This is a genomic window from Rugosimonospora africana, assembly GCF_016862975.1.
Taxonomy (GTDB): domain Bacteria; phylum Actinomycetota; class Actinomycetes; order Mycobacteriales; family Micromonosporaceae; genus Rugosimonospora; species Rugosimonospora africana.
This window is the reverse complement of record NZ_BONZ01000158.1, coordinates 1-3,070: the sequence shown is the minus strand read 5'-3', so window position 1 is coordinate 3,070 and position 3,070 is coordinate 1. Positions and strand designations below refer to the sequence as shown.

Sequence of the window (3,070 nt, the reverse complement as noted above, 5' to 3'; positions counted from 1 at the left end):
GGGTACTGCCGCGCCGGCCCGCCCTGGCGGTGCCGGTAGCGGGTGCGGCCGGGGTGCTGATGCCGGGATGCGAATGCGGCTCGGTCGTGGTGTCCGGCGCGCTCATGCGGCGAGGGGTGACTCCGGCGGCGGCGCTGGCGTTCCTGCTGTCCGCGCCGGCGGTCAACCCGGTGGTGCTGGTCTCCACTTCGGTCGCGTTCGCCGGCCGGCCGATGATGGTCGTGGCCCGCCTGCTCGCCAGCATGCTCACCGCGATCGTGATGGGCTGGCTGTGGCTGCGCCTCGGGCGCGGCGAGTGGCTGCGACCACCGGCCCGCCCCGACCTGGAGGGCCTGCCCCGCACGGCCGCGCTGCTGGCCGCGTTCCGGGCCGACATGACCCAGGCAGGCGGCTTTCTGGTGATCGGCGCGGCGACCGCGGCGACGATGAACGTGCTGGTGCCAGCCCACTGGTTGCAGGTCGTCGCTGGCCATCCGGTGCTGTCCGTCCTCGCCATGGCCGGCCTCGCCGTGGTGCTGTCGATCTGCTCCGAAGCCGACGCGTTCGTCGCCGCGTCGCTGACTCAGTTCTCGCTCACCGCCCGGCTGGCGTTCCTCGTCGTCGGGCCGATGGTGGACACCAAGTTGATCGCGATGCAGGTCGGCACGTTCGGCCGCAGGTTCGCGGCACGGTTCGCCCCGGCCACGTTCGCCGTCGGCATCCTGGTCGCCACCATCGTCGGTTCGGTGGCATGGTGAAGCGCGACCTGCACGGGCTGATCCTCGCCCTGCTCGGCGGCACGCTGGTCAAACTCACCGTCACGGGCCAGTACGAGCGGTACGTGAAGGCCGCGATGCGCCCGTACCTGTTCGCCGCCGGGCTCATCCTGCTCGCTGTCGCGGCAGCGGCACTGTGGCCCGCAGTGTTCGGGCGGCGCTCGGCCGAAACCGACGATCACCACGGGGACGCCGGCCACGCCCACACCGGCGACGGGCACGGGCACCGGCACGGGCGAGCCGACATGGCCTGGCTGCTGGTCGTTCCCGCTGCGGTGGTGCTGCTGATCGCCCCGCCGGCGATCGGCTCGTACTCCGCCGGCCGGTCCGGCACCGCGTTGGGCGCGGCCTCCTCCTCGGACTACCCACCCCTGCCGGCCGGCGATCCGGTCACAGTGTCGGTACTGGACTACGCCTCCCGGGCGGTGTTCGACGGCCGATCGTTGGCCGGGCGCCGCGTGGAACTGTCCGGATTCCTGCTCAGCAACGGTTCCGGAGGCTGGTACCTCACCCGGATGGTGATCACCTGCTGCGCCGCCGACGCCCAACCGATCAAGGTCGGGCTGACCGGGGCGGTACCGGCGAACGCGCGAGCCAACGAGTGGCTGGAGGCCACCGGCGAGTACACCGACCGGGTGGACAAGGACCCGGTCAACGGCCAGAGCATCCCGTACCTGTCGGTCACGTCCAGCACACCGATCCCGGCACCGGCCCAGCAGTACGACTCGTGAGACCGCACCGACCACGACACTGGCTCGGCGCGGCGGCCGGCCTCGCCGCCGTCGTGACCCTGCTCGCCCTGCCCACCCCACACCGGCCCACTGGCGGGACCACCGTCTCGGGCCCGGCGACGCTGGCCACCGTGTGGCCGGCCACCCGGCCGTTCGCGCTGCACACCACACTGGCCGCTGGGTCCACCTACACACCAACCCTGATCGTCGACCCCAGGACGGACGTCGGAACGGCCACCAGCGCAGACGGAACCCAGACATCCCTGGTGGTCAACAACGGCGGGACCTCTCGCGTCCTGCAGACCCGCACCCTGGGCGACGGCGGCTTGTACGACGCCATCACCGTGGCCGGCACCCGCCTGTTCTGGATCCAGTCCGCGCGCAGCGCCACCGGCCTGGTCAAGCCCAGCCTGTGGAGCGCCCCGACCTCCGGGGGCTCCCCCACGATGATGAGCACCGATGTCGGTCAGCCGCTGTTCACCGGCTCCCGGTACGACCTCGAACCGGTCGACGACCGCCTCTACTGGATCTCCGCCGACGGCGACCGAACAGACGTGACCCAGCTGCGATCGGTAGCGCTGACCGGCGGTCCGGTGAGCACCCGCATGCTCACCGGGGCATGGCGACTGACCGCATGGCCCTGGCTGGTCACCGCGCCCAGCGCCCCGAACACCCCTCCGCGGCTTCTCAACGTCCACACCGGCGCCGTCACCCCCATCAGAGTGCCGGCGAACAAGTTGGTCACCTGTGACCAAACCTGGTGCCGGCTGATCCCCGACGACCAGACCCGCCGTGACGGTACCGATCTCGTCCACGCGGACGGCACCGATCGGCAGCATGTCGCCGGCAAAAACAGCAACCCGATCGCGAACGACCCCGCGTTGCTCGGCCGGTTCGAGCCAATGCTCACCCCGGTCTCCCGGACCCTGGCCGGCACGTCGTTGTTCCGGCTGTCCCTTTACGACACCCGCCGACGGGCGCTGGTTCAGGTCGCCTCCGCCGTCTCCAAGGCCGGCGCGCAGGGCGACTACGTGTGGTGGGCCACCGGCGACAACGAGACCCTCGCCTGGCACGCCCTGGACCTGCGAACGCTGCGCTGACTGGCGCAGCCAGTAGACCGTACGGAGGGTGATCAGTGTGGCACACTACAGCGACACGAACGTGTACCCCTTGGCCAAAAGCGCCGGGATCACCGTCTGCAGCGCGGTGTAGGTCTGTGAGCGGTCGCCACCACCGTCGTGACAAAGCAGAATCTGCCCCGGCTTGGCGGCGAGCAGGTGCGAAACGATGGACGCAACACCGGGCCGGGACCAATCCCGCGGGTCATCGCTCCAGTCGATCGGGACCAGCCCGGCCTGGGCGGTCTTAGCGAGAAGCTCCGGCGACCAGCTCCCGCCCGGCGACCGGAACAGCCGCGGAGTGAAGCCAGTCGCGGTATGGATCTTGTCCTGTGCCCAGCCGATCTCCTTGTTCATCTCTGGTGCCGACAGGGTGGGCAGGTCGGTCAGGTGAGTGTAGGTATGGTTGGCCACATTGTGGCCGGCCGCCACCACCGACCGGGCCACGCTCTCATGCCCCCGCACC

The 3,070-nt window shown here is 70.7% G+C and carries 4 protein-coding genes; 3 read left to right on the top strand and 1 reads right to left on the bottom strand.

Annotated features, from left to right (window positions below; all coding sequences use genetic code 11):
* The 3 genes from Raf01_RS48940 to Raf01_RS48930 all read left to right on the top strand — a co-directional run.
* On the top strand, positions 1-737 hold a 737-nt coding region (locus Raf01_RS48940; RefSeq protein WP_203925045.1), incomplete at its 5' end, for a permease.
* Positions 731-1,486 (top strand): TIGR03943 family putative permease subunit, encoded by a 756-nt coding sequence (locus tag Raf01_RS48935; RefSeq protein ID WP_203925044.1) that lies wholly within the window; start codon positions 731-733, stop codon positions 1,484-1,486. The genes Raf01_RS48940 and Raf01_RS48935, both read left to right, overlap by 7 nt.
* Positions 1,483-2,586: a hypothetical protein gene (locus Raf01_RS48930; protein ID WP_203925043.1), complete on the top strand. Its 1,104-nt coding sequence runs from the start codon at positions 1,483-1,485 to the stop codon at positions 2,584-2,586. Before Raf01_RS48935 ends, Raf01_RS48930 begins: the two co-directional genes overlap by 4 nt.
* Before the next feature lie 45 nt (positions 2,587-2,631).
* Here the strand turns inward: Raf01_RS48930 and Raf01_RS48925 are convergent.
* The coding region (locus Raf01_RS48925) for a polysaccharide deacetylase family protein (protein ID WP_203925042.1) at positions 2,632-3,070 on the bottom strand (439 nt) is incomplete at its 5' end.

Excerpts from the sequence above, each read along its gene's own strand:
- Raf01_RS48935 (WP_203925044.1), top strand. The coding sequence starts at position 731 with ATGGTGAAGCGCGACCTGCACGGGCTGATCCTCGCCCTGCTCGGCGGC.